The sequence below is a fragment of the Selenomonas timonae genome (assembly GCF_014250475.1).
Classification (GTDB): domain Bacteria; phylum Bacillota; class Negativicutes; order Selenomonadales; family Selenomonadaceae; genus Centipeda; species Centipeda timonae.
Map to the genome: position 1 here is coordinate 1,545,936 of NZ_CP060204.1, position 24,519 is coordinate 1,570,454.

Consider the following 24,519-nt stretch of genomic DNA (forward strand, 5'->3'; position numbering starts at 1 on the left):
TCTTAGTTTCATTATAGAGGAAAGAGACGCCGCCGTCAAGGAATATAGTCATATCGTCCTAAACAGAATAAAAAGAATCCAGAAGAGAATTACATGCTGTTGTTTTCGCTATAAAATCTCATGGAAAAATAAACGCGCTTATGCTATACTGATTCTGCACATTTCAAGGACTGTGCATATGGAATTATAGAACGTATACATCTCAGGTGATGGAAGGAGACTCCACTTACAATGTTTGGTCTTTTTGGCGGACACGATATGGGGATTGACCTCGGTACGGCGAATACACTGGTGCATGTGAAGGGGCGTGGCATTGTCCTGCGCGAGCCGTCCGTTGTTGCAATAAAGAGTGATTCGGGCGATGTGCTCGCGGTGGGTGAGGAAGCCAAGCAGATGATCGGGCGCACGCCCGGCAATATCGTTGCGATTCGTCCGATGAAGGACGGCGTTATTGCGGATTTTGATGTGACGCAGGCGATGCTGAAATACTTCATCCGCAAGGCAATGCGCTCGAAGTCGTTTGTACGTCCGCGCGTCGTGGTCGGCGTTCCGTCGGGTGTGACGGAGGTCGAAAAGCGTGCGGTTATCGATGCGGCACAGCAGGCAGGTGCGCGTGAGGCATATCTGATCGAAGAGCCGATGGCGGCTGCGATCGGTGCGGGGCTTCCAGTGGAGGAGGCGACGGGCAGCATGGTCGTCGACATTGGCGGCGGCACGACGGAGATTGCCGTCATCTCGCTCGGCGGCATCGTAACGAGCAGGTCCATCCGCATCGGCGGCGATGAGATGGACTCTGCCATCGTGCAGTACATCAAGCGTATGTATAACCTCATGATCGGTGAGCGCACGGCGGAGGAAATCAAGATCACGGTCGGAACGGCGATTGTGACGCCGGATACGGATCGTACAATGGACATCCGCGGCCGTGACCTCGTAAGCGGTCTGCCGAAGACGCTGACGATCCATGCGAAGGAAATTCGCGAGGCGCTGAACGAGCCGATCTACAAGATCATCGACGCCGTGAAGGGCACACTCGAGAAGACACCGCCGGAACTCGCGGCGGATGTTATGGATCACGGCATTATGATGACGGGCGGCGGCGCGCTTCTCATGAATCTGGACAAGCTCCTCTCTCATGAGACAGGCATGCCTGTGCTCGTGTCCGAGGATGCACTCTCCTGTGTTGGTGAGGGGACAGGGCGTACGCTTGAGAACATCGGGCTCCTCAAGAGTGTCGTTATGTCCTCGAAGAAATTGAAGCAATGATTGACCGAATCGGACGGGCAAGGCAGTCGGGACGCAAGATCTGGGCGCTGCTATTCGTTCTGCTCGCTCTTTTCTGTGTCATTTTCTTTGCTGCGCGCGGCCGCTTTCAGGCAACTGCATCGACGAGCACGGTAGGAACTGTGCTTGCCCCATTTGAGATGGTCTTCTCCTATGTGGGGCAGCAGGTTCGACATGTTACATCGGATCTGTGGGAGATCGCTACGGTACATGAGCAGAATAAGATGCTCAAGAATGAGATCGAGCAGCTGCGTCAGCAGAATACGATGGCGGAGGAATACGCGGCAGAGAATGCACGCCTGCGTGAGCTCCTCTCGTACAAGCAGTCGGCGCAGCAGTTTGATCTTCTTGCTGCGCGCGTGATCGGGCGGGACGCTGTGCTCTGGACGAGCACGATCGTCGTGGATCGCGGCTCGAAGGACGGCGTGCGTGAAAACATGCCCGTCGTGACGGGCAAGGGGCTCGTGGGGCGTGTGACGGAAGTCGCTCCGCTCTCGTCCAAGGTACAGCTGATCCTCGATGTGCGCTCCTCGGTTGGGACACTCATTCAGCGTACAGAGTCCCGTGTGACGGGCATTGTCACGGGGACGATGGACAATCCCTATATGCCGCAGATGGTGAATATTCCGCGCAATGCGGATGTGCAGGACGGCGATACCGTCATTACATCCGGTTTCGGCGGCATCTATCCCAAAGGGATTCCCGTGGGGCAGATCGTTTCGCAGCACAGCGATGATACGGGGCTTCTCAAGGTCGCGCTCATCGAGACTGCGGTGGACTTCCAGCGCCTCGAAGATGTGGCGATCATCACGGCATCGCGCGAAGCACCTCCGGCGCCGATTCAGCCAGCTCCGCTCAGTCCGGGAGCGGCTGCGGCGGCACAGATCTCTGCATCGCAGGCAAAGGCGGCGGCACAGTGAAGAGATATAGATTTTTTATCGTATTCTTTATCGCTCTCTTTGTGCTTCAGTTCTCCTTTCTTCCGCTCATCGCCGTGTACGGCGTCGTTCCCGACCTGCTCCTTCTGGCGACAGTTTCCTACGCCTTTTTGCGCGGCAGTGTGTGGGGTGGATTCGTCGGCTTTGCATTGGGGCTGGTGGAGGATCTCAGTGTCGGCTCATTCTTTGGGCTGCATGCATTCACACTGACGCTGATCGGACTCTTTTTCGGACGGTTCTCTGACCGCGTGTTCAAGGAGCAGTTCTTCCTGCCGATTACGGCATCACTCGCGGCGACCTTTGCGAAATATGTGATTTCGGCGCTGATTGTGTATCTGCTTGGCTATCATTTCAATCCATTCCTGCATATAGGACGTGTGCTCTTCATACTGCTCCTCTTCCAGCTGATCTTTGCGTATCCAATCCACTGGACGACGTTCCATCTGGACAAGCGTATACGCGATCGGGAGAGTTAAGATAATCTCGGAGTGTAGTTGTGAACGAAAATGAAGATTTCAGCGGGCGCCTGCAGTTCCTCAGCCTGATGATTGTCCTCATCATTGCGGTGCTCATCGGGCGGGCGGGCTACCTGCAAGTCTATGACGGTGAACTTTACGCGCGTCTTGCCGAGGGCAACCGCATCCGCATCATACCCGCGGAGGCGGCGCGCGGGACGTTCTATGACCGCAACGGAGAACTGCTCGTGACGAATCGTCCCGGCTTTGCGGTGTCGCTGCTCCCTCTGACGGAGCCGATTTCGCCCGAGGTGATCGCGCGTGTGTCAAAGCTCATCAATGTACCCGTGGAGGAGATTCAGAAGAAAATCGACGCACATATTGGCTTCGATCCCATTCGCATCAAAACTGACGTGCTGCCCGATATTGTGACGATCATCGAGGAGCAGAAGGATGACTATCCAGGCGTTGTGATCGAGGTGCTGCCGATTCGTGACTATATTTACGGGGAATATGCGGCACATGTCTTCGGCTATGTGAGCGAGATCAACGAGGAGGAGCTTGAGCGCCGCAAGGACGAGGGCTATAAGTCCGGCTATATCATTGGCAAGTTTGGTCTCGAGCGCGTCTATGACAAGGAAGTGCGCGGTATCAACGGCGGTGATCAGGTCGAGGTGGATGTATCGGGACGCCCCGTGCAGCTCCTCGGTCGGCAGTCACCCGTGCCGGGCAACGATCTCGTCCTGACGATCGATAAGCATATCCAGGAGGCGGCGGAGCAGGCGGTGGACGCACAGCTTGCCATTGTGCACGCCAATGCAGCGGCCGCTGTTGTCATGAATCCGCAGACGGGTGAGGTGCTGGCGATGGTCAGCCGACCCGCGTTCAATCCAAATCTCTTTGCAGGCGGCATCTCAACGCAGAACTGGAATGTGCTGAACAACAACCCCTATCATCCAATGGACAACAAGGCGATCACGGGCGAGTATCCGCCCGGCTCGACGTTCAAGATTGTGACGGGAACGGCGGCACTCGCTGAGCATAAGGTGACGCCGCAGGAGAAGATCTTCGATGCGGGGCATCACTGGATCATTCCGAAGACGAACGCAGGCGGCGAGGCGCTTGGCTGGATCAATTTCCAAGAGGCAATGGCGCATTCGGACAATGTCTACTTCTATGAGATGGGCAATCGTCTTGGTGTCGACACCATCGAGCGCTATGCACGGATGTTCGGGTTGGGCGCGCGGACGGGCATCGATCTGCCGTATGAGGCGGAGGGGCTTGCCCCGAACCGCAAGTACAAGGCGGATAATTACGAAGATGGCGAATGGTATCTCTCTGAGACGTTCGATGCGGCAATCGGGCAGGGGTTCAACCTCGTGACCCCCTTGCAGGCTGCGATGGTCATGGGGGAGATTGCGGCGAACGGCAAGCGCTTTCAGCCGCACCTCGTCCAGCGTATTGTCGATGTGAACGGGAACACGGTGCGCGAGTTTCAGCCGAAGCTCCTCTCGGAGCTGGAGGTGAATCCGTCCGTGATCCGCAATGTGCAGGAGGGGCTGCATGACGTGACGAAGATCGGTACGGCGGCGGGCGTATTCGCCGGATTTCCGATCGACATTGCGGGCAAGACGGGCACGGCAGAGAACTCACAGGGGCGCGACCACGGCTGGTTTGTGGCGTACGGTCCCTATGTGAATGCGAACATTGTCGTGGCGGTCATTGTGGAGCAAGGTGGCTTCGGTTCGATGTCGGCTGTACCGATCGGGCGTAGGATCATGGAGGCCGCCTTTGGGTTGGATCGCGCGCCGCAGAATGCAGGGAAAAAGTGAGGGAGTCAAATGGGCGAGGATAAGATCAAGATCAAAGGGGAAAATGGCGGACTCATACTCGGCTTCCCGGAGGATATGCCCTTTTCGGAGATTATGGAGGAGCTCGACAGGAAACTGGAGTCGGGCGCGGGGTTCTTCCTGCGCGGCACCCTTGTACGCATTCCGCGCGATCGCTTTGCGAAAGAGGAGCTGGCAGAGATGCAGAAGCTCTTTCGGACGCACGGGCTGGTCTGCCGTCTGGCAAAGCCCGAGCCTGCCACACCGATTGCCCCCGCCCCTAAAGCCGCAAAGCCTGCGGAGAAAAAAGAGCAGGAAACGGTTCCAGAGCCGCAGGAGCTGCAGCGCATGCTCGTCATTGACAAGACACTGCGCGGCGGACAGGCGGTGGAGACGGAGGGCTCTGTCATTGTCTTCGGCAATGTCAACCCCGGCGCGCAGATCACGGCGGGCGGCAGTGTGGACATTCGCGGCACCTGCCGCGGAGTTGTGCATGCGGGCGCAGCGGGGGACTCGACCGCATTTATTATTGCAGATCATCTGATGCCGACGCAGATTCGCATTGCGAACTATGTCGCGCGTTCGCCGGATGAGCCGGAGGATTCCGGCAAGGCGGAGCGCGCCTATGTGAAGGATGGTCAGATTGTCATTGAGCCAATAGAGAGGTAGGTTCGAAATATGAGTGAAATCTATGTGGTGACATCGGGCAAAGGAGGCGTTGGAAAGACAACGACGACGGCGAACTTGGGCGTTGGATTTGCCATGCGCGGCAAGAGCGTTGTCCTCATCGATACCGATACGGGGCTGCGCAATCTCGATCTTCTGCTGGGACTCGAGAATCGCATTATGTACGATCTGGTCGATGTTACCTCGGGGCGCGTGCCATACAAGAAGGCGCTCGTTCGTCACAAGAAATACGACTCGCTCTTCCTCCTGCCGACCTCTCAGGTCAAGGATAAGAGCGCAGTCAATCCCGAGGAACTCGCCGCGCTCTGTGAGGAGCTGCGCCGTTCCTATGATGTCATTATCATTGACTGCCCGGCGGGCATTGAGCAGGGATTCAAGACGGCAATCGCGGCTGCCGACACGGCGATCGTCGTGACGATGCCCGAGATCTCGGCTGTGCGCGATGCGGACAAGATCATCGGCGAACTTGGACGCGCGGACAAGGAGGACATTCGCCTCGTCGTCAACCGCATCCGCCCGAAGATGATCGAAAAGGGCGATATGCTCGATATGGACGATATCGATGAGATCCTCTCTGTCACATGCGTCGGTCAAATTCCGGACGATGAGATGGTTGTGACGAGCACGAACCGCGGTGAGCCGTGCGTGACGATGCCGGACTCCCCCGCAGGGCAGGCGTATCTCGATGTGGTTGGTCGCCTCTCTGGCGAGGAGATCCCGTTCCGTGAGCTTGCGAAGGAAAGTCTCTGGGAGACGATCAAGGGCAAGCTCTTTGGGAAAAAGTAAGGGGGGGTTGGCGTGATTGAGGCACTGAAAAGGCTTCTCGGGAAGAAGGAAAGTTCCGGCGAGGTTGCGCGCCGCCGTCTCCAGCTTGTCATCATCAATGATCGGGCGAATGTCTCGCCGGAGATCATGGATAATATGCGCGCGGAGATCATCCAGGTGATCTCGAAGTATATGTATATCGACACGCGGGAGATGGAGTTCGCGCTCGAGAACGAGAACGATACGATGGCGCTCGTCGTCAACATCCCTGTGGTGAGTGTTCAGCACGGCGGCAGTGATCTATCAAGGCGCAGGCGATGATACTCTCAAAGCGCCTCCTGCGCCGCACGGATTTGACACTGATCGCAGCAGCGGCGGCAATCGTCATTATGAGCCTCGTCATCATCGGCAGTGCGACCCATGTCAATACGCCGAGTGAGGAGCGCTACTGGTTCGTTCAGCGGCAGGGCATATCTATTCTCATCGACATTGCCCTCGCGGCATTTCTGATGAATTTTGACTACAAGATATTGCAGCGCTACGGCAATCACTTCTACGTGTTCAATTTGATTCTCCTGATTCTCGTTATGCTGATCGGGCAGTCGGCGCTTGGCGCACAGCGATGGATCGCACTCGGTCCCATCAGCATACAGCCATCGGAGTTCTCAAAGCTCATCATGATCATTGCGCTCGCCGCAATGATGGAAAAGCGCGGGAAGATACAGTCACTCAGTGACCTTGCCCCTGTTGCCGGCTATGTGCTCGTGCCCTTCCTGCTCGTCCTAAAGCAGCCCGACCTTGGAACGTCGCTCGTCTTTCTTGCGATTTTCTTTGGCATGGTGTTTGTCGCAGGGATTCGCCTGCGCATCCTCTTCGGCATCTTCGGGCTCGGACTTGCGGCTATGCCTGTGCTCTGGCACTTTCTGAAGGACTATCAGAAGATGCGTATCATGGTCTTCATGGATCCGAATGTCGATCCGCTCGGCGCGGGCTATCACATCATCCAGTCGAAGATTGCAATTGGTTCGGGGCTGCTCTTCGGCAAGGGGCTGTTTGGCGGGACGCAGAGTCAGCTGAACTTCCTGCCGGAGAACCATACGGACTTTATCTTCTCCGTTGTGGGGGAGGAACTCGGCTTTGTCGGCTGTGCGGTTCTGCTCCTGCTCTATCTCATCGTCCTTTGGCGCGGCATCAAGATCGCGCAGGATGCGAGTGATACGTTCGGCAGGCTGCTCGCGGTCGGCATCACCTCAATGATTGCGTTCCATGTGCTCGTCAACGTCGGTATGACGATGGGAATTATGCCTGTCACGGGCATTCCGCTGCCGCTCATGAGCTACGGCGTGAGCTCGCTCACGACGAATATCATGGCAATCGCCATTCTGCTGAACATTCAGTTGCGGCGGCAAAAACTCTTGTTTTAGAGAAGAATTCTGTGAGGCTGTTCGCCTTCGCGCGGCAGTCTCTTTTCTTTTTTGTGTGTTTATATGTGGGGGAATAAGAAACAATGGTGCAGCTCGATCACAGTATCCTGCAGTCGGTACTGAAACCTGCGCGCTATACGGGTGGCGAATGGAATGCCGTGCGAAAGGACTGGGACAGTGTGCAGTGCAGATTTGCGCTCGCGCTGCCCGATGTCTACGAGGTCGGCATGAGCAATCTCGGGCTTGCCATTCTCTATGAGATTCTGAACCGCCGTGTGGACATTGCGGCGGAGCGCGTCTATGCGCCGTGGATCGACATGGAGGAGAAGATGCGTGAGCGGGGCATCCCGCTCTTTTCGCTTGAAAGCCGCCGCCCCATCAGGGCGTTTGACTTTCTCGGATTCTCCCTCCAATACGAGATGATCTACTCTAATGTCCTCAATATGCTCGATCTTGCGGACATTCCGCTCTATGCAGACGAGCGCGGCGAGAATATGCCCTTTATCGTGGGCGGCGGACCCTGTGTCTACAACGTCGAGCCGATTGCTGACTTCTTTGACTTCTTCGTCATCGGGGAAGGGGAGGAGGTCGTGCCGGAGATCTGCGATGCCTTTATTGCATGGGAAAGAGAGGGGCGTGTGGGCGGACGGCGCGGCTTCCTCACCCGTCTTCTCGGGATCGATGGCATCTATGTGCCCTCGTTCTATGAGCCGGTCTATGATGATGCGGGGAATTTCCGCGCACTGCGCGCGCTGCATTCCAATGCGCGCCCCGTGATCTATAAGCGTGTCGTGCGGGATATGAACGGCGTTATGTCGGTCGAGCATCCGATTGTGCCCTATATGGACATCGTGCACAACCGCATGATGATGGAGCTCTTTCGCGGCTGCTCACGCGGCTGCCGCTTCTGTCAGGCGGGCATTGCCTACCGACCTGCGCGCGAGCGCACGGAGGAGCGTCTGCGTGGGATGGCGGAGGGGCTGATCGCCTCGACGGGCTACGATGAGATGAGTCTCACCTCGCTCTCCTCGGCGGACTATTCCTGCCTCGGGCGGCTTGTGGACGATCTGATGACGGACTATGCGGGGGAAAAGCTCAGCTTTTCTCTGCCATCACTGCGCATCGACAGCTTTTCGATTGACCTCGCACATCGTATGCAGCAGGTGCGGAAATCGGGGCTGACCTTTGCGCCTGAGGCAGGGACGCAGCGCATGCGCGATGTCATCAACAAGGGCGTGACGGAGGAGAATCTGCTGACGGCGTGCGGCGCGGCGTTCCGTCATGGGTGGAAGCAGGTGAAGCTCTACTTCATGATGGGGCTGCCGACGGAGACGGATGAGGACATCATCGGCATTGCACGACTTGCGAAAAAGGTGGTCGATCTCTATACGGAGATCCGCGGGCGTCGTGGCTGCAAGGTGACGGTCTCTGTCTCCTGCTTCGTGCCAAAGCCCTATACGCCGTTCCAGTGGTTCGGACAGCTGCCGATTGAGGAGTTTCAACGGCGGCAGCAGCTCCTCAAGGAGCACATCACCGATCGCTCGATTACGTTCCACTACCACGATGCGCGTCTCTCCGTGATCGAGGGGGTCTTTGCACGCGGCGACCGCCGTCTTGCGCCTGCGCTCTATGAAGCGTGGAAGAACGGTGCAAAGTTTGACGGTTGGTCGGATCTCTTTGACGACAGCCGCTACTTCGCCGCGTTTGAGAAGTGCGGCATTGACTGGGAATATTTCAGCCGCCGCACGCGTACGATTGGTGAGCCGCTGCCGTGGGCACATACATCGCCCGGTGTGCTCGAACGATTCCTGAAGTCCGAGTGGCAGAAGGCACTCGCGGCCTCGCTTACGGAGGACTGCCGCCGCACGCACTGTACGGGCTGCGGCATCTGCCCGACGCTCGGCGTGGACGTGATCGACTATGCGGGCACGGAGACAGAGTACACGGCCGCGCCTGCGGAGGTGCCGCCACGCGCGGCTGAGATGGACGCAGAGCATGCGCCCGCAGAGCGCCGCATCTTTGTCTATCGCGGACTGATTACGAAGGGGGAGGAGCTGCGCTATGTCTCCCATCTCGACTATGCAAATCTCTTTGTCCGCGCGTGCAAGCGTGCGCATCTGCCGATGGCATATTCGGAGGGCTTCAATCCGCATATGAAGGTGGCATTTGCCTCCGCGCTTTCTCTGGGCGCGGCGAGCGATGCAGAGTATGTGGACTTCGAGATGACGGAGTCGCTCGCACCGAGCGAGGTCATGAGGCGTCTCGGTGCGCATTTGCCGCGCGGGGCACAGATTGTTCGTCTGCGTCTGCTCGAGGGCAAGCATCGGGCGTTGATGGCGGATGTGGATGAGGCGCGCTATCGGATCTCCGTGCCTTATGCGGGGGACAGTGCGTCGATACGGGCAAGCGTTGAGCGATACAATGCGGCGGAGAGCGCCGTATGGGAGCGCAGTACACCGAAGAAGAGCCGCATGATCGAGACGAAGGCGTATGTAAAAACGCCCGTCTCCTTTCAACTGGAAAACGGACGTCTTGTCTTTTGGATGAATCTGGTTGTCACCCCGCAGGGCAGCGTGAAGCCCATCGAGATTTTGAGCGTCATGGTGCGTGACTTCGATCTGCCTGTCGACCCGAACGAGGCGTATGTGACGCGAACGGGGCTGTTTGCAGATGGCGCAGCACTGATGGATCGTTGATTTTATCTGGACATTTCTACCTCGCTGGGACGGAAGATCAGCGGCTGCATCTTTGCGTCCTCAGCGGTGCGCGCGTCGATCAGTCCCTGCGCTTCCATCGTGTCGAGGACGATGGCCTGCCGTTTCTTCGCTGCGATGAAGTTCGTGAAGGGGGAGAGCTCGGAGGGCGCGTTCGGAACGCCCGCGAGCATGGATGCCTCGGGAAGGTCAAGCGCAGCGGGGGACTTCCCGTAGTAGCCCTCCGAGGCGGCATTGACCCCGTAAAATCCCGCGCCGTAGTATACGACATTCAGATACATCTCGAGGATTTCGTCCTTGGAGTAGGAGAGCTCAATGTCGAGTGCAAGCAGGAGCTCCTGCGCCTTGCGCGTAAAGGTCTGCTCGTTCGCGAGGAAGAGATTCTTGACGAGCTGCTGCGTGATCGTACTCGCGCCTTCCTCGATGCGTCCGTGCTGGATGTTGACGAGCGCCGCGCGTCCCATGCCCGTGAGGTCGAAGCCCATATGATCGTAGAAGCGGCGATCCTCGATGGCGACGATGGCACTCTTCAGCTCTGGCGAAATACGTCCGATGGGCACATAGTCCGCACGGTCAAGGCGCGCCTCAATGGCACGGCGGATGAAGAGAATGCGCGCAATCTGCTCGGCGGCATCCGGCTCATGCATCTCATGCAGCTGATTCGCAGGCAACTGCCGCTCCGCTGTTGGCAGCATATCGCCGACCTCCTGCCATACCTGCGGGATGAAGAGAAATGTCCCCAGCGAGACGAGCAGGAGGCAGACGAGTCCACTCAAGAAAAAACGCCCAAATCTGAGGGGCGTTTTTTTGCGTGTTCGTTTGCGCGCCGTCGTCTTGCGCCGCTTTCGCTTTGGCGGCAATTCGTTGATTGTATCGTTCATAGATTGCTCCATTTGCTGTCATGTTCAAAATATGTTGCGCGCATCCGATCACGCATCTCCACAAGATTGGACGGGAGAAGTCGGATGTTGTAGCCAATGAAGACGGGAGAGGTGGCAAAGCGCGGCATGATCTTGATAAAGATCTCGTCCCCCTCGTTGTAGAAGAAGATATTGTAGCTTGTGAGAGGGCGGCGGAAGGCGTTCATGAAGAAATCGACGGCGATCTGTATATAGTCCGCAATCGTCCTGACTGACCCTGCATCGGCGGGCACGATGTTCAGCTCCCAGAAGCCGACGCGCGGTGCAGTGGAGAGGTTCAACGTGACGCCGTCCTGCTCTGCCACGGTCAGCCCTTCAAACTCAGCGCGTCGAAATGCAAGCTCCTGACGAAATGAGGGGAAGCCGACGAGCTGCATATGCGGATGACGGATTGTGCCACCCGAATACGGCCCGTAGTTCTTGAAGAAGAGCACAGTCTCGTACTTTCCACTTGCGCGCATCTGTGCCCAATGATCCATGCCGAACGCAATGAGGCGGTGCATATGGTCGCGCGTATAGCTCGGCATATCCGCGTTGCAGTCATGCCCCTCGATGAGGACAAACTGATCTGCCTCCTCGATGACATTGTATTTGTTTTTGAGCAGGATGATGTCGCCATCCGCCGCGATGATGTCCGTGAGCTTGTCCGTCTCGCAGAACGGGCACGCGACGTCGCTGTGGATGATGTTCTCGGGCTTCTGCCGTCCGATCTCCGTATTGAAATGGGCGAGGTTGATGTCCATAGATACTCCCAGCTTCTGTAATCATTTTCACCCTATTATATCGCTTCTCAGTGCATTCGTAAAATATTTTATCGCAGCTCTCTATTCGTTGCTCTATTCTGCTATAATGGGGAGCATTATGAGATAGAAGGGGAGCAGCTATGAGGATTGATCTTGTGACGCTCTTTCCCGAGATGTTTGCGGGCGTATTTGGCACGAGCATCATCGGGCGGGCGGCGGAGCGCGGCATATTGGACGTGCACTATACGAATTTCCGCGACTACTCGACGGACAAACATCGTCATGTGGACGATACCCCGTGCGGCGGGGGGGCGGGCATGGTGCTGAAACCCGAGCCGCTCTATGCCGCCGTGCGCGACATTCGGGAACAGACCGCTGCCTATGAAAGGCGGCGCTGCACGATCATCTTTGACCCTGCGGGGGATGTCTTCACGCAGAAGACAGCAAAGGAACTTGCCTCGTTCGATCAGCTTATCCTCATCTGTGGGCACTATGAGGGCTTCGATCACCGCGTCTACGATCTCGCCGACCGTCTCATCTCCGTTGGGGACTTCGTGCTGACGGGTGGGGAGATCCCTGCGATGCTCGTGGTCGATGCAACGGCGCGCATGCTGCCGGGCGTGCTCGGCGACGATACGTCTGCACCGACGGATTCGTTTTTTGATGTGCTGCTCGGCTATCCGCAGTACACGCGTCCGCGCGAATTCGAGGGAAAGTCCGTCCCCGATGTCCTGCTCTCCGGCAATCATGCGGAGATTGCACGCTGGCGGCGTGAGCAGTCGCTCCTCGCAACGCTGCGTCATCGTCCCGAACTTCTGCCGTTGGCAAAACTGACGAGCGATGACTTGAAATTTCTCGCGAGACAGAATGAAATTCTGTGAAAAACTCTTTTTGCGTGAATCTTGAGGAAATGGTATAATGCAAAGGAATGATTGTTATGCCATTTCTTTCTGCCCGATAGGGGGACACTACTGTGACGCAGTTTGATAAGCGAAATTTGTCGATGATGATGGATTTCTACGAGATGACAATGTCCTACGGATATTTTCATCAATGCCACGGCGATGTGCGCGTTGCATTCGACCTCTTCTTCCGCTCTGTTCCGGACAAGGGCGGCTATGCTGTGTTCGCCGGACTTGAGCACGTTATTGAGTTTGTGGAAAACCTCTCGTTCTCGGAGGCGGACATCGACTATTTCCGTGCACAGAATCTGTTTTCGGAGGAGTTCTTGTCGTTCCTGCGCGACTTCCGCTTCCGTGGGGACATCTATGCCGTCCCCGAGGGGACGATCATCTATCCCGACGAGCCACTGATGACGATTGTTGCGCCCATCATTGACGCGCAGCTGATCGAGACGGCGATTCTCGCACAGATCAATCATCAGTCCCTGATTGCAACGAAGGCTTCGCGCATCGTGCGTGCGGCAGAGGGGCGCAAGGTGTCGGACTTCGGCGCGCGGCGTGCGCACAACATGGACGCTGCGACCTACGGCGCACGCGCGGCATACATCGGCGGTGTCGATATGACGGCAACGGTGTCGGCGGGGCAGCAGTTCGGCATTCCCATCTCGGGAACGATGGCGCACAGCTGGGTCATGTTCTTCGAGGATGAGTTCACGGCGTTCAAAAAATATGCGGAGCTCTATCCGCAGGCGACCGTGCTCCTCGTCGATACCTACGATGTCATTCATTCGGGGATTCCGAACGCCATTCGTACGGCGCATGAGGTGCTTGCACCGCGGGGGCACCGCCTTGCGGGGGTGCGTATCGACTCGGGCGATCTGGCGTATCTCTCGAAGCGCGTTCGCACGATGCTGGATGATGCAGGGCTGGCGGACTGCAAAATTATCCTGTCGAACAGCCTCGATGAGTTTACGATTTCCTCACTCCTTCTCCAAGGAGCGCAGGTGGACAGCTTCGGTGTGGGCGAGCGTCTGATTACGGCGAAGTCCGACCCCGTCTTTGGTGCGGTCTACAAGCTCGTCGCTGTGGAGGATGCGGGCATCTTTTCGCCGCGCATCAAGATGTCAGAGAACGTGGAAAAGCTGACGAATCCAGGACTCAAGGATCTCTACCGTATCTACGACAGGCACGGCAAGGCGGTCGCAGATATGCTCGCCGTACAGGGAGAGGAGGTCGATCTCACGAAGCCGTTCCGCTATGTCGACCCACGCAAGCCGTGGAAGAACCGCTTCTTTGAGGGGGTCGCGGCGGTGAATCTGCGCCGTCCCTATATGCGTGCGGGCAAGCGCGTGGAGCAGCTGCCGACACTGGAAGAGGTTCGCCGCTATGTGCAAAAGCAGCTGACGGAGGAGATCTGGCCGGAGGAGCAGCGTTTTGAGAATCCGCATCGGCACTATCTCGATATGACGCCGATGTACTATGAGCTGAAGATGGGGCTGCTCGACGATATGCGCGGAAAGCACAGTTAGGATATATATGATTACAGGAAAGACAAGACTGCTCGCCGTCATCGGCGCACCCATCGCCCACAGCCTCTCACCGATCATACAGAATGCAGCCCTGCACGCCGCAGGGCTTGACTATGTCTATGCGGCTCTTCCCGTGCGTGCGGATGCCCTCGCGTCAGCGGTGCGTGGCCTCTATGATGCGGGGATTGCAGGATTTAACGTGACGATCCCGTTCAAGACGGCGATCATCCCGCTGATGGATGCGCTGAGCGAGGACGCGCGGCGCATTCAGGCGGTGAATACCGTAGTGGTTGAGGACGGCAGGTTGGTCGGGCACAATACGGATGTTGCGGGATTCCTTGCGGGATTTGCGGAGCGGGGGATTGCGCTCACAGGAAAAAATGCCGTATTGATTGGCGCGGGCGGCGCAGCGCGGGCGGCACTGTGGGGGCTTCTGCGCAGCGGCGTTTCCTCTGTCGCAATCGGTGTCCGCAGCGTGGAAAAGGGCGCGGCACTTGCAGCAGACTTTGCGACAGACGGCGATGTGCGGGCGGTATCCTTTGATGATGCCGCATGGATTGCTGCGTGCAGCGATGCCGATATTGTGGTGCAGACAACGCCGCTGGGCATGACACCACACACGGAGGAGATGCCGCCTGTGGATGCGGCAATGATAAAGCCCTCTGCGGTCGTCTACGATCTGATCTATACGCCCGCTGAGACGCGCTTTCTGCGCGAGGCACGGGCGCGGGGATGTGAAACGATCAACGGCGAGACAATGCTTGTCGCGCAGGGAGCCGAGGCGTTTTCGCTCTGGACAGGTGTGCGTCCCGATATGGAACTGATGAAACGGACGCTGCGCGAGGAACTTGCACGGAACACCTTGCGGTACTGATACCGATGGCATTTGAGGAACTGGAGGACCGAGTGAAGCCGTATGGCAATTAAGGTAAAACGAGCAGGCGTGCGGCGTGCGCAGTGCAGCTGCAGTATGCCCGCTGTCTGGTGGGCGCTCTCGTACGCGCGGGGAGCACTGGTTATCTTTCACAGTCCACGCTCCTGTGCACATGTGGTGCGTGAAAAGGATGTCGGCAGCTTTCACCGTCTGGTCGGTGCGGGCACGTATGCACCGCCGTCGCCCGTACCGCTCCTCACAAGCGGCATCGGTGAGGGCGACGCGGTGTTCGGTGCGGCGGAGCGTCTGCGTGCGTGCGTCCGCTATGCGGCGGAGAAGTATCATCCGCATGCTGTCTTTATCGGCGGCTCCTGCGTGAGCGGCATCATCGGAGACGATACGCGGGCAGTGGCGGAAGAGATGGAGGAGGAACTCGATCTGCCTGTTGTGGCAGTCCCCACGAGCGGCTTTTTGGACAATGAATCCTTTGACGGCTATCTCTCGGTTGCGCGTGTGCTGACCGACCGCTTTATGCAGCCGCCCGCGCGTGTGCGGCAGGGGACGGTGGCGTTTCTCGGGGACTATGGCGGCTTCTACAGCTCCTATGTGCAGGAGCTGAAGCGGCTGATCGCGGGGATCGGACTGCAGCTTACGGTACAGTTTCCCACCTATACGCCGCTGGATGAGATACAGGCGGTATCGGAGGCGGAGCTACTCATTGTGCTCGGCAGTTCGATGTCGGACGAGAAGCAGGAGATGCTCGTCGCGTTCGCAGAGGAGCTGCATACGCGCTTCGGTACGCCGTACTTTGCCGAGGCGTTTGCGGGCGGTGCGGAGGAGACGGCGCATTGGCTGCGCTGCATCGGTGCACAATGCGGGCGTACGTCGGAGGCGGAGGAGGTGATCCAACGCGAGGAGGCGGCGTTCGAGTGCGTTCTCGTGCGTGCGCGGAAGATGCTTGACGGGCGGCGCACGGTGCTGGTCGTTGGGCGCGAGCTGCACTGGCTGCAGCCAGAGATCCTCCTGCGCCTGATCGAAAAGGCGGGCGTATGTCTCGCCGGGATCATCTTGCTCGCACTCTTTACCGAGGAACAGCGTACCACAGTAGAGGAAGGGCTGCGTCAGTGCACGGATGTACCGATCCTTGCGGTGGAGGATTCCGCGAGTGAGGAACTGCTGCGGGCGGTGGATTTCGTATTTACCACGCATGAACTCGTGGACGTAGGGCTACGGCAGATCCTGCTCGGCAAGCTGCCCACGGTCGGCTGGGCGATGGAACGGCAGCTCATCGAGGATATGGAGCACGTACTCTATCGGCATACGGACAGAGGAGGGCTGATCTATGGATGAGGGGGTTCTCTCCTTCGACGATATGTCCGTGTGGATGGAGAGCTGTGCGCTGACAGGTGCGGCGGCGTTCTTCGCGGGGCTGCGCGGCTGTGCCGTGATCGTCAACGGCCCGCTGTGGTGCTATCTCTTTACGCAGCGGCACATCGAGCAGAGCCAGAGCGACATCTCGCACCGCATGAAGTGCACACAGCTCGACAACGATGCAATTGTGTTCGGTGCGGAGGAGTATCTGCGCGAAGCCCTACAGCCGCATATCGACCATCCGCCCGCGCTGCTCGCCGTCATTAGCGGCAGTTCGGCAAGTCTGATCGGCGATGATGTCGGTGCGATTGCACGCGCGGCGGGGGTGACCTGCCCCGTGGTCGCTATTGACAGCGGCGGGCTGGTCGGCAGCTTTGCGGATGGATGGGCGCGTGCCTCCTGCGCGACACTCGATGTGTTGCTCAGAGAGACACGGGGAGAGGTGCGGCGCGGGGTCAACCTCATCGGCATGACCTCGTCCTACTACAACGGTGAGGAGGATGTACGGGAGCTTGTACGCCTGTTGACGGGGGCGGGCTATGAGGTGCGCCACGTATTCGGTTGCGACATGCCACCCGAGAGCATTGGCGATCTCTCACAGGCGGAGCTCAATATCGTTGTGCATGATGAGCTCGGGCTTGCAGCGGCAAAGCACATCGAACAGCACTGCGGCACGCCGTATATCGCACCGCTTCCCCCGTACGGCCGCGCGGGGACGAAGCGGTGGCTTGCGGCGATCTTTTCCGCACTGCCGCCCGTATGCGGCGAGGATGCCATGGAGGAGATTGCGGCGGCGGAGCGCAGGGACTTCCTGCGGATCAACGATCTCAAGAATACGTGGGGAGAGTTGCTCTTTGATACCGCGCTCATCCGTGCGCCGCGCTCGTCGGCGTGGGGGCTTGCCGAGGCACTGCGGACGGAGTGGGCGGATGTGCGTCACCTCGCGGTTGCAGCGCAGCTGCGCGAGGACGCTGCTGCCACACAGATCGCGGACGAGCAGCTCGAGGAGACGGATACGGCGCGGGCGCAGGGAGTGCTCGCGGCGATGGAGCGTGGTCTGCTCATGGGGAGCAGCAGCGAGTCCGTGCTTGCCGACCCGCGCAGGATGCTCTACGTCCCCGTCTCTTATCCTGTCGTGGATCGGCTCCACATCTCGGATCAGCCGTTTATGGGACTGCGCGGCGCACGGCACATCGAGGACATGCTCTGGAACGGGAGCGTCCTCAGGCGGGAACTGTCTGTCCGAGCAGGTATACATGGATAAGATGGCCGCTCTATGAAAAATCGGGGCTGCTGCACATTTCTTTCGTGCAGCAGCCCCGTTTCTCATTGATGAGCTTGTGGTGGGAGGGGGACACAGGTGCGTGTCTCGGGGATGTGTTCATACCCGACAATCTTCGCGGTGACCCCATACAGTTTTGTGAGCCGTTCCTCTGTGATTGTATCGTTTGTCTGTCCCACGAAAAACACGCCGTCCCGCCCCATGATGGCAGTCTGATCTGCACAGTAAAAGGCATGACTTGGTGCATGTGTCGTCATCATAACCGTGATCCCCGCCGCACTGAGTGTACGGATGCGGTTCATCACGAGCACCTGATTGCCGAAATCGAGGCTCGCCGTGGGCTCGTCCATGCAGAGGAGCTGCGGCTGCTGTACAATCGCACATGCCAAGAGGACAAGCTGCCGCTCTCCGCCGCTGATCTTTGTATAGGGAAGCACTGATAAATTCAGCCGTGCCATCTTGACGCATCTTTTTTGCCCGCACTGTGTCGGCAAATCCTCCACATAGCTTTGGCTATGCGTCCGGTTTGCCTCCTTGTTCGGACGAAAAATCTACGCCAATCTGACGGACTTCATTTTATCAGCGATTCCTTAATTCCGGATTCCTCGGGATAGAGACGCGCCGCAAGCCATGAGAGCCCCATAAATCGATTGACGGAGGGGGGGCGCCCCATCCAATCGTATGGCTTCGATGGCACGCGCAGAACGCGCTGTGACTGCACCGCACGCAGTTCACGCCATGGGAGGGCGGCGAAGTCTACTTCTGTTTCGGCTGCGAGCACGAGAACCTCGGGATTCCATGCGAGAATCTGCTCCATCGATACCTGACTCATCGAGCCTTCGGCTGGTGCTGTTGTCACTGCAATGTTATCGGCAAGCAGGTCAACAATCTGTGCATGGAACGACCCTTTGACGACTGCCATATTGCCCTGTGCTCCGCCAAGGTAGAGCAGTGATGGCTTGTTTTGGTTTTTTGCAGCGAGTTCCGTGCTGTGTGCATACACCGCGTGACAGTAATCAGCGAGTGCATTTCCTTCCGTTTCGCGGCCGAGGATTTTCCCCAGTGTGCGATATGCCTCATCAGTGTTGTCCAAGCGTGCCTCGATGAAGACTACGGGGATGCCGAGCGATGCTTGAATCTGATCCATATCCTCGACAATGGTCGCCTTCTTCTCTCCAACGTCGATAATGACCTGCGGATTCGCGGAGAGCACTGCCTCCTTGTTGAAATTCTTCATGCCGTAAAACTGACCGAGCACGGGAAGATCGCGGTACTGAGCCCCCACATAGGGGAGCGCAGCATCTTTCCACTGTCCGGAAATACCGACGAGCTTGTCCGGAGCAATGGCAAAGAGTGCCATCTGGGCAAGACCGCCGGATGGTGCGATGCGATCAATCTGTTTTGGGAGCTCGACCGTTCGTCCTGCAGAATCCGTGAAGGTATATGTCGCGGCGACAGGATTCTCCTTTTCCTCCTGGCCGCATCCGACGAGCAGAATAAGGAGGAGGAATAATACGGTGAGCAGTGCGTTTCTTTTTTTCACAATCATCTTCCTTTCGTTCTCTGTTCACAGTTGAATCTGCTGAATCGCTGTGTTATCCTAGGGGCAACAGATCTGTGAGGAGGTATTTTCGTGGACTACTGGAATCTTTACGATGAGATCATCGACGGATTGCCGCAGGACATCTATATCGGCGACTATGCCGTCGGACGCCCGTGGACGTATGTGCGTGCAGGGGATTTGGTCGGCATCTGCATGACGATCCCTGCGTACAGCCGCCCGCGTCTACGAAAGGAGAGCTTTCTCGGCTGTTCGCTGCGCGAAGCGGGAGAGTACGTGCGCTCGTGGCAAGGGCAGGAGGCATCCATTGCCGCTGCCGCCATCAACGCATTTTACAATCAGCCGTCCAAGGTGGAGGCGATGCAGGGATTCCACGGCGAGGATGCATCCGCCGAAACACTGGATGAGCGCAAGAAGCTGGAAGCATTCGCCATGTATACGGAGCAAATTCGCGGCAAGAAAGTCGCTGTCATCGGTCACTTTCCGAATTTCCAAAAGAAATGGGAATCGATATGCGACCTCTCCATCCTTGAGATGCAGCCCGAGTGGGGGGACTACCCAGCGGAAGCGGCAGAGTTCCTTCTGCCGCAGCAGGACTTTGTCTTTATGACAGGGGCGACCTTTGCCAACAAGACCATGCCGCGCCTCTTGGAGCTCTCAAAGAATGCCGTGACTGTCCTCGTTGGCCCCTCCGTGCCCATGCATCCATGTCTTTTTGACTACGGTGCAAACGGTCTTTCGGGATTTACAGCAACCGATGCTGCACTCGCTGCCGATCTCGTTCATTTCGGCTATGAAACCGATATTGCAAGCTGTGGAAAAATGGCGGACGTTCTTCCACATCTAAATTGAATAACAGGGGGCTGTTGCACGAAACGTCATTTTATCAGCGATTCCCATGGATTTGTGTTTTGAAAATCTCTTGCTTTTGTGTTATGATACAGGGTGTTTTGAGATGGGAGGGCATGAGTGGCAGCGATAACATATGAGCTGATTCGCAAAGACGAGACGACGGGCGCACGTGCGGGCATGATCCACACGCCGCACGGGAGCTTTTCGACCCCCATCTTCATGCCCGTGGGCACGCAGGCGACGGTCAAGGGCGTATCGCCTGACGAACTGCATGAACTTGGCGCGGGCATCATCCTCAGCAATACCTATCATCTCTTCCTCCGTCCCGGCATGGAACTCGTGCGCGAGGCGGGCGGGCTGCATCGGTTCATGCACTGGGACGGTGCAATCCTCACGGACAGCGGCGGCTTTCAGGTGTTCAGCCTTGGCGATCTCCGCAAGATCACAGAGGAGGGGGCGACATTCCGTTCGCACATCGACGGGTCAAAGCAGTTCCTCTCGCCCGAGGTGTCGATGGAGGTGCAGAAAGCACTCGGCTCGGATATTGTCATGGCGTTCGACGAGTGTATCCCGTATCCTGCCGACCACACCTATGCAAAGGCATCGACGGAGCGCACGCAGCGGTGGCTCGTGCGCTGCCGTGACGCAATGGCGGATGCAGAGGGGCAGGGGCTTTTTGGCATTGTGCAGGGCGGTATGTACCGCGACTTGCGTGCGTGGCACGCCGCTGAGGTGACGGCGCTTGAACTGCCGGGCTATGCCATCGGAGGTCTGAGTGTCGGCGAGCCGCACGAGCTGATGGAGGAGATTCTCTCCTACACAGTGGAGCTCCTGCCGCAGGATAAGCCGCGCTACCTTATGGGCGTCGGTACGCCGGACTACCTTCTCACGGGCGTACGACATGGAATCGATATGTTCGACTGCGTTTTCCCGACGCGTGTGGCGCGCAACGGCATGGCGATGACGTGGACGGGGCGGCTCGTGATGAAGAATGCCGTGCATACGCACGACCCTACGGTGCTCGAGGAGGGCTGCGGCTGCTACACCTGCCGCAACGGCTATACACGGGCATACATCCGTCACCTCGTGCGTGCCGAGGAGATCTTTGGTCTGCGCCTCCTGACGCTGCACAATCTTTACTTCTTGCAGGAGTTCATGCGGCGTATGCGTGCGGCGATTATCGCGGGGACGTTCCCCGCATTTTATCAGGATTTTATGAATCACTATCATAAAAAATAAAGGAGTTGTATTTATGGATGCAGAAATGATGGCACAGCTGAGCTCGTGGGGACCCATTATCATATTGGTGCTCTTCTTTTATTTTCTTCTCTATCGTCCGCAAAAGCAGGCGCAGAAGAAACGTGATGCGATGCTTGCCGCGCTGAAGGTTGGCGATGAGATTATCACGCTCGGCGGGATGCATGGCAAGATCACGGCACTTGATGATAAAAGCGTGACGCTGCGTGTGGCAGACGGCGTGAACATCGTGTTTGAACGCTCGGCAATCAGTGCTGTGAATACGCCCGAGTGATGCGGTGCGTGGCAGATGAGATTTTAGCGGAACAAAAGAGCATACTGCGGCGGGAAATGCTTGCCCGTCGCCGTGTATTTTCGGCTGAGGAGCGCAAAGAGGCGAGCCGCAGCATATGTGCGCGCGTGGCACAGCTGTCCGTGCTGAAGGCAGCGCAAACCATTATGCTCTATGCCTCCATGGCAGAGGAGATTGACCTGGTTCCGTTTATGGAGAAGCTACTCGCGGACGGGCGGCGTATTGTCCTGCCTGAGATCACGGGCAGGGGGACGATGGAGGCGCGGGAGCTGCCCTCGATGGATGCGCTGACGGACGGTGTTTTCGGTATAGCAACACCGGATCCCACGCGCGGCAGCATTGTCCCCCCCGAGGAGATTGATGTTATCATTGTCCCGGGAGCGGCATTTTCTTCGGACGGCGGACGTTTGGGGCTGGGCGGTGGTTACTATGACCGTTTCCTGCCGCGTGCGGGAAATGCAGTGCGGGTTGTGCTCGCCTTTGATTTTCAGATTGTTCCTGCTGTACCGATGGGTGTGCAGGACGCCCGCGTCGATGTCATTTTGACCGAGCGGCGCATGATTTCCTGCAATGGATACTACCTTGAGGAAGAGGTGTGAGGACTGTTGAGACAACATAGTCTGTTAAAGCTGGTGATTTCGATTGTGGTCATCATCGGCGCGTTTTTTTTCCTAGTCCAGCCGCTCGCGAGCTCGATTCGGCAGGGACTTGACCTGCAGGGCGGAACGCACGTTGTTTTGGAGGCGGTTGATACGGAGCAGGCGCAGGTCAACGACGATGCGATGAACCGCGTCATTGCCATCATGGAGAAGCGCGTCAACTCGCTTGGACTGACCGAGCCAATCATCCAGCGCGAGGGGGAGCGTCGTGTCATCATCGAACTGCCGGGCATCAAGGATCCCGATGCTGCGATCCGAACGATCGGCAAGACGGCGATGCTCGAGTTCCGCGACGAAGAGGGGCATACGGTGCTCACGGGTACAGATCTGAAGGATGCACAGGCGTCGACGAATCCGCAGTCGGGGCAGAACGTCGTCAACCTAGAGTTCTCGGATGAGGGCGCACAGAAATTTGCCGACCTGACGATGAAGAACGTCGGGCGTACGATTGCGATCCTGCTCGACGGCGAGGTGCTGACTGCGCCGAACGTGCGTGAGCCGATTCTCGGCGGGCGTGCGGAGATCACGGGGCAGAAGACACTTGAGGAGGCGCAGAACCTCGCGGTCGTCCTGCGCAGCGGTGCACTTCCCGTGAAGGTTGAGATCATCGAGACGCGTACGGTCGGCCCGACGCTCGGACAGGACTCGAAGGATAAGTCCCAGTTCGCGTTTGTGGTCGGACTCGGTGCGGTCGTGCTCTTCATGATTTTCTTCTACCATCTCTCGGGCTTTATCGCGGACCTGGCACTCATGGCATATACGGTCATGCTGCTCGGCATCCTCTATCTGATGGATGCGACGCTGACGCTGCCGGGCGTGGCGGGCATCATTCTCTCGATCGGTATGGCGGTCGACGCGAACGTCCTCATCTTTGAGCATTTCAAGGAGGAGTACCAGGTCAACCAAAAGACACTGCGCCATGCGATGGATGCGGGCTTCAAGCGTGCGTTTACGACGATCTTTGACTCGAACGTCACGACGCTGATTGCTGCAGGCGTGCTCTTCTTCCTCGGGACGGGGACAATTCGCGGCTTTGCGATCACGCTCGGGGTTGGAACGATGCTCTCGATGTTTACGGCGATCACGCTGACACAGTACCTGCTGAAGCTCATGATTAACTCGAAGCTGTCCGAGAGCCCCGCACTCTATGGTGCGAACGGCTTTATGCTCGGTGTGAAGAAGAAGGGGGATGAGAAGAATGCCTAAGTTCGATATTGCAGGACATCGGAAAATCTGGTTTCTCATCTCCCTCGTGCTCATCATCCCCGGGTTGATCTGTATGGGGGTGCGCGGCTTCAACTTCGGCATCGACTTCACGGGCGGGACGATCATCGACCTGCGCTTTGAGCAGCCTGTGACGCTTTCCGATGTGCGTTCGAGTCTTGCGAAATACGATCTCGATGGAAGTACGATCCAGCTTGCGGGTGCGGAGTCGGGCATCGAGTCCTCCGAGAACGTCATGATCCGTACGATTGATCTCGAGGAGAATCAGCGCAAGGAGGTCATGGCATCGCTCACGCAGGATGTCGGTCCCTACACCGTACTGCGCGAGGAGAAGGTCGGCGCGACGATTGGCGGCGAGCTGATTACGAATGCCGTACTCGCGCTTGTGATCTCATGGGCACTCATCATCCTCTACGTCGCCTACCGCTTTGAGTGGCGTTTCGGCGTATCGGCGGTGCTCGCGCTCATCCACGATATCATTATCGTGCTCGCGGTATTCTCGTTTACCCAGCGTCAGATCGACTCGTCGTTTATCGCGGCACTCCTGACGATCGTCGGATATTCGATCAACGATACGATCGTTATCTTTGACCGCATCCGCGAGAATCTGAAACTCCATTTCCGCCGCGGCGGCGATATCGATGAACTTGTGAACCGCTCCATCTATCAGACGCTGACACGTTCACTCTATACGGTGTTCACGGTTCTGTTCACGACATTTGCACTGTATTGGTTCGGAGGCGAGACGACAAAGGACTTTGCCTTTGCACTCCTCGTCGGCTTTGCCAGCGGCTGCTACTCCTCCATCTTCATTGCAAGTCAGCTCTGGATCGAGCTGCGGAATCGCACGGAGCGGCATCCTGCCGCGAAACCTGCGGCCGTGGAGGGATAAAAGGAAGCACTGACGAAACGAAATTCTCGGCGTTATCAGTGCTTCTATAAAAGAGCCTGCTTTCG

The 24,519-nt window shown here is 57.7% G+C and carries 24 protein-coding genes; 20 read left to right on the plus strand and 4 right to left on the minus strand.

Going from position 1 to position 24,519, the window contains the following annotated elements:
• Positions 1-231: 231 nt before the first annotated feature.
• The 9 genes from H1B31_RS07320 (at position 232) to H1B31_RS07360 (ending at position 10,078) form a co-directional block, all read left to right on the plus strand.
• A complete protein-coding gene (locus tag H1B31_RS07320) occupies positions 232-1,266 on the plus strand; it encodes a rod shape-determining protein (RefSeq protein ID WP_009439733.1) in 1,035 nt (344 codons plus the stop codon).
• Positions 1,263-2,204, plus strand: coding sequence for a rod shape-determining protein MreC (gene mreC / locus H1B31_RS07325; RefSeq protein WP_009439732.1), 942 nt, complete (start codon positions 1,263-1,265; stop codon positions 2,202-2,204). Before H1B31_RS07320 ends, mreC begins: the two co-directional genes overlap by 4 nt.
• Positions 2,201-2,698 carry a rod shape-determining protein MreD gene (gene mreD / locus H1B31_RS07330; protein ID WP_009439731.1) on the plus strand — a complete coding sequence of 166 codons (498 nt, stop codon included), beginning with the start codon at positions 2,201-2,203 and terminating at the stop codon, positions 2,696-2,698. The genes mreC and mreD overlap by 4 nt, the downstream gene beginning before the upstream one ends.
• A 20-nt stretch (positions 2,699-2,718) precedes the next feature.
• The gene (gene mrdA, locus H1B31_RS07335) at positions 2,719-4,509 is read left to right on the plus strand and encodes a penicillin-binding protein 2 (protein ID WP_009439730.1); all 1,791 of its coding nucleotides are present in this window, start codon (positions 2,719-2,721) and stop codon (positions 4,507-4,509) included.
• 9 nt (positions 4,510-4,518) lie between these two features.
• On the plus strand, positions 4,519-5,175 hold the full coding sequence (gene minC, locus H1B31_RS07340) for a septum site-determining protein MinC (RefSeq protein ID WP_009439729.1): 657 nt from the start codon (positions 4,519-4,521) through the stop codon (positions 5,173-5,175).
• A 9-nt stretch (positions 5,176-5,184) separates the two neighbouring features.
• Positions 5,185-5,979 (plus strand): septum site-determining protein MinD, encoded by a 795-nt coding sequence (gene minD, locus H1B31_RS07345; protein WP_009439728.1) that lies wholly within the window; start codon positions 5,185-5,187, stop codon positions 5,977-5,979.
• A gap of 12 nt (positions 5,980-5,991) precedes the next feature.
• Positions 5,992-6,279, plus strand: a complete 288-nt coding sequence (gene minE / locus H1B31_RS07350; protein WP_009439727.1) for a cell division topological specificity factor MinE — start codon at positions 5,992-5,994, stop codon at positions 6,277-6,279.
• The gene (gene rodA / locus H1B31_RS07355; protein ID WP_009439726.1) at positions 6,276-7,382 is read left to right on the plus strand and encodes a rod shape-determining protein RodA; all 1,107 of its coding nucleotides are present in this window, start codon (positions 6,276-6,278) and stop codon (positions 7,380-7,382) included. Before minE ends, rodA begins: the two co-directional genes overlap by 4 nt.
• Positions 7,383-7,465: 83 nt before the next feature.
• Positions 7,466-10,078 carry a TIGR03960 family B12-binding radical SAM protein gene (locus tag H1B31_RS07360; RefSeq protein WP_009439725.1) on the plus strand — a complete coding sequence of 871 codons (2,613 nt, stop codon included), beginning with the start codon at positions 7,466-7,468 and terminating at the stop codon, positions 10,076-10,078.
• Between the two features lie 2 nt (positions 10,079-10,080).
• On the opposite strand, the gene H1B31_RS07365 is transcribed toward H1B31_RS07360, so the two are convergent.
• On the minus strand, positions 10,081-10,977 hold the full coding sequence (locus H1B31_RS07365; RefSeq protein ID WP_009439724.1) for a transglycosylase domain-containing protein: 897 nt from the start codon (positions 10,975-10,977) through the stop codon (positions 10,081-10,083).
• Positions 10,974-11,759: a DUF4931 domain-containing protein gene (locus tag H1B31_RS07370; protein ID WP_185979846.1), complete on the minus strand. Its 786-nt coding sequence runs from the start codon at positions 11,757-11,759 to the stop codon at positions 10,974-10,976. The genes H1B31_RS07365 and H1B31_RS07370 overlap by 4 nt, the downstream gene beginning before the upstream one ends.
• A 140-nt stretch (positions 11,760-11,899) precedes the next feature.
• Between H1B31_RS07370 and trmD the strand changes: the two genes are divergently transcribed.
• From trmD to H1B31_RS07395, 5 genes are all read left to right on the plus strand, one after another.
• Complete coding sequence (trmD, locus tag H1B31_RS07375) at positions 11,900-12,640, plus strand: tRNA (guanosine(37)-N1)-methyltransferase TrmD (protein WP_185979847.1); 741 nt, start codon at positions 11,900-11,902, stop codon at positions 12,638-12,640.
• Positions 12,641-12,732: 92 nt separating this feature from the next.
• On the plus strand, positions 12,733-14,190 hold the full coding sequence (locus H1B31_RS07380; protein ID WP_185979848.1) for a nicotinate phosphoribosyltransferase: 1,458 nt from the start codon (positions 12,733-12,735) through the stop codon (positions 14,188-14,190).
• A 7-nt stretch (positions 14,191-14,197) separates the two neighbouring features.
• Complete coding sequence (locus tag H1B31_RS07385) at positions 14,198-15,064, plus strand: shikimate dehydrogenase (RefSeq protein ID WP_185979849.1); 867 nt, start codon at positions 14,198-14,200, stop codon at positions 15,062-15,064.
• Between the two features lie 42 nt (positions 15,065-15,106).
• On the plus strand, positions 15,107-16,414 hold the full coding sequence (locus tag H1B31_RS07390; protein ID WP_185979850.1) for a nitrogenase component 1: 1,308 nt from the start codon (positions 15,107-15,109) through the stop codon (positions 16,412-16,414).
• Positions 16,407-17,699, plus strand: coding sequence for a nitrogenase component 1 (locus H1B31_RS07395; RefSeq protein WP_185979851.1), 1,293 nt, complete (start codon positions 16,407-16,409; stop codon positions 17,697-17,699). Before H1B31_RS07390 ends, H1B31_RS07395 begins: the two co-directional genes overlap by 8 nt.
• A 62-nt stretch (positions 17,700-17,761) precedes the next feature.
• Here the strand turns inward: H1B31_RS07395 and H1B31_RS07400 are convergent, their stop codons facing one another.
• Both H1B31_RS07400 and H1B31_RS07405 read right to left on the minus strand, forming a co-directional pair.
• The gene (locus tag H1B31_RS07400) at positions 17,762-18,175 is read right to left on the minus strand and encodes an ATP-binding cassette domain-containing protein (protein ID WP_226372082.1); all 414 of its coding nucleotides are present in this window, start codon (positions 18,173-18,175) and stop codon (positions 17,762-17,764) included.
• A 113-nt stretch (positions 18,176-18,288) separates the two neighbouring features.
• Positions 18,289-19,266 (minus strand): ABC transporter substrate-binding protein, encoded by a 978-nt coding sequence (locus tag H1B31_RS07405; protein WP_226372083.1) that lies wholly within the window; start codon positions 19,264-19,266, stop codon positions 18,289-18,291.
• An 84-nt stretch (positions 19,267-19,350) separates the two neighbouring features.
• On the opposite strand from H1B31_RS07405, the gene H1B31_RS07410 reads away from it, so the two are divergent.
• From H1B31_RS07410 to secF, 6 genes are all read left to right on the plus strand, one after another.
• Positions 19,351-20,130, plus strand: a complete 780-nt coding sequence (locus tag H1B31_RS07410; protein ID WP_185979852.1) for a Rossmann-like domain-containing protein — start codon at positions 19,351-19,353, stop codon at positions 20,128-20,130.
• Between the two features lie 117 nt (positions 20,131-20,247).
• Complete coding sequence (tgt, locus tag H1B31_RS07415) at positions 20,248-21,369, plus strand: tRNA guanosine(34) transglycosylase Tgt (protein ID WP_185979853.1); 1,122 nt, start codon at positions 20,248-20,250, stop codon at positions 21,367-21,369.
• Positions 21,370-21,382: 13 nt separating this feature from the next.
• Positions 21,383-21,661, plus strand: coding sequence for a preprotein translocase subunit YajC (yajC, locus tag H1B31_RS07420; protein ID WP_009439709.1), 279 nt, complete (start codon positions 21,383-21,385; stop codon positions 21,659-21,661).
• The gene (locus H1B31_RS07425; protein ID WP_185981257.1) at positions 21,661-22,278 is read left to right on the plus strand and encodes a 5-formyltetrahydrofolate cyclo-ligase; all 618 of its coding nucleotides are present in this window, start codon (positions 21,661-21,663) and stop codon (positions 22,276-22,278) included. Before yajC ends, H1B31_RS07425 begins: the two co-directional genes overlap by 1 nt.
• Before the next feature lie 33 nt (positions 22,279-22,311).
• Positions 22,312-23,544 (plus strand): protein translocase subunit SecD, encoded by a 1,233-nt coding sequence (secD, locus tag H1B31_RS07430; RefSeq protein ID WP_185981258.1) that lies wholly within the window; start codon positions 22,312-22,314, stop codon positions 23,542-23,544.
• A complete protein-coding gene (gene secF, locus H1B31_RS07435; RefSeq protein ID WP_185979854.1) occupies positions 23,537-24,454 on the plus strand; it encodes a protein translocase subunit SecF in 918 nt (305 codons plus the stop codon). Before secD ends, secF begins: the two co-directional genes overlap by 8 nt.
• Positions 24,455-24,519 lie beyond the last annotated feature (65 nt).

Bases quoted from the DNA above. Each gene is read 5' to 3' on its own strand.
- H1B31_RS07320 (WP_009439733.1), top strand. From the start codon at position 232: ATGTTTGGTCTTTTTGGCGGACACGATATGGGGATTGACCTCGGTACG.
- mreC (WP_009439732.1), top strand. From the start codon at position 1,263: ATGATTGACCGAATCGGACGGGCAAGGCAGTCGGGACGCAAGATCTGG.
- minC (WP_009439729.1), top strand. From the start codon at position 4,519: ATGGGCGAGGATAAGATCAAGATCAAAGGGGAAAATGGCGGACTCATA.
- minD (WP_009439728.1), top strand. From the start codon at position 5,185: ATGAGTGAAATCTATGTGGTGACATCGGGCAAAGGAGGCGTTGGAAAG.
- rodA (WP_009439726.1), top strand. From the start codon at position 6,276: ATGATACTCTCAAAGCGCCTCCTGCGCCGCACGGATTTGACACTGATC.
- H1B31_RS07360 (WP_009439725.1), top strand. From the start codon at position 7,466: ATGGTGCAGCTCGATCACAGTATCCTGCAGTCGGTACTGAAACCTGCG.
- H1B31_RS07365 (WP_009439724.1), bottom strand. From the start codon at position 10,977: ATGAACGATACAATCAACGAATTGCCGCCAAAGCGAAAGCGGCGCAAG.
- H1B31_RS07370 (WP_185979846.1), bottom strand. From the start codon at position 11,759: ATGGACATCAACCTCGCCCATTTCAATACGGAGATCGGACGGCAGAAG.
- trmD (WP_185979847.1), top strand. From the start codon at position 11,900: ATGAGGATTGATCTTGTGACGCTCTTTCCCGAGATGTTTGCGGGCGTA.
- H1B31_RS07385 (WP_185979849.1), top strand. From the start codon at position 14,198: ATGATTACAGGAAAGACAAGACTGCTCGCCGTCATCGGCGCACCCATC.
- H1B31_RS07390 (WP_185979850.1), top strand. From the start codon at position 15,107: ATGGCAATTAAGGTAAAACGAGCAGGCGTGCGGCGTGCGCAGTGCAGC.
- H1B31_RS07395 (WP_185979851.1), top strand. From the start codon at position 16,407: ATGGATGAGGGGGTTCTCTCCTTCGACGATATGTCCGTGTGGATGGAG.
- H1B31_RS07400 (WP_226372082.1), bottom strand. From the start codon at position 18,175: ATGGCACGGCTGAATTTATCAGTGCTTCCCTATACAAAGATCAGCGGC.
- H1B31_RS07405 (WP_226372083.1), bottom strand. From the start codon at position 19,266: ATGATTGTGAAAAAAAGAAACGCACTGCTCACCGTATTATTCCTCCTC.
- yajC (WP_009439709.1), top strand. From the start codon at position 21,383: ATGGATGCAGAAATGATGGCACAGCTGAGCTCGTGGGGACCCATTATC.
- H1B31_RS07425 (WP_185981257.1), top strand. From the start codon at position 21,661: ATGCGGTGCGTGGCAGATGAGATTTTAGCGGAACAAAAGAGCATACTG.
- secF (WP_185979854.1), top strand. From the start codon at position 23,537: ATGCCTAAGTTCGATATTGCAGGACATCGGAAAATCTGGTTTCTCATC.